Annotated in this window: 1 protein-coding gene; it reads left to right on the top strand. The window is 35.6% G+C overall.

The annotated features are described in order from the left end of the window. Nucleotides 1-73: 73 nt before the first annotated feature. Nucleotides 74-703, top strand: a 630-nt coding sequence (locus BFI01S_RS22095; RefSeq protein WP_235831273.1) for a site-specific integrase, incomplete at its 3' end; no start/stop codon positions are given.

Genomic DNA, 703 nt, shown 5'->3' with positions numbered 1-703 from the left:
GAAAAAGCTGAATTAGAAGATCAATTGGGAATCATGCCATTTTAGACAATTCAGCTATAGGAGAATGGATTTCATGAGAGTAATTACCCTTTGTACAAAAGAAGGAAAGACTCGGTACATGTTATTAGATAATGACAATGAGCCAGTCCAGCCCGTTTTACAGTATTTAAAGTTTAAGGACAACAGTGGATCCTCACGTAATACCTTACGGTCATTCTCATATCATTTAAAGCATTTCTTTGAATTCTTAGAACAAATAAACAAGGATTATCGTGATATTGGAATAGATGAAATGGCGGATTTTATGCGATGGTTACAAAACCCGCACCAGGATGTAAAGGTGACTCCTCTCTTCCCTAAACAGCCAATTAGAAAGGCAAAGACAGTAAATATCATCATCAATACTGTTCTTGGATTTTATGACTACCTAATGAGACATGAGGACTATAGTATTCAGCTAACAGAACGTTTAAAGAAACAAGTATCTGGATCCCGCAAGGGGTTTAAAAGTTTTCTGCACCATATAAACAAAAATAAATCCTTCACCTCTCATATTTTGAAGTTAAAAGTGCCAAAACAGCAGCCGAAAACACTCTCGAAAGATCAAATTGCATTAATTATGAATGCTTGTGTAAATATACGGGATCAATTTTTAATACAGCTACTTTGGGAAAGCTCTATGCGTATTGGTGAAGCACTTACT

The sequence above is a fragment of the Cytobacillus firmus NBRC 15306 genome (assembly GCF_001591465.1).
Lineage (GTDB): Bacteria > Bacillota > Bacilli > Bacillales > Cytobacillaceae > Cytobacillus > Cytobacillus firmus.
This window is presented reverse-complemented; position numbering and strand designations above follow the sequence as displayed.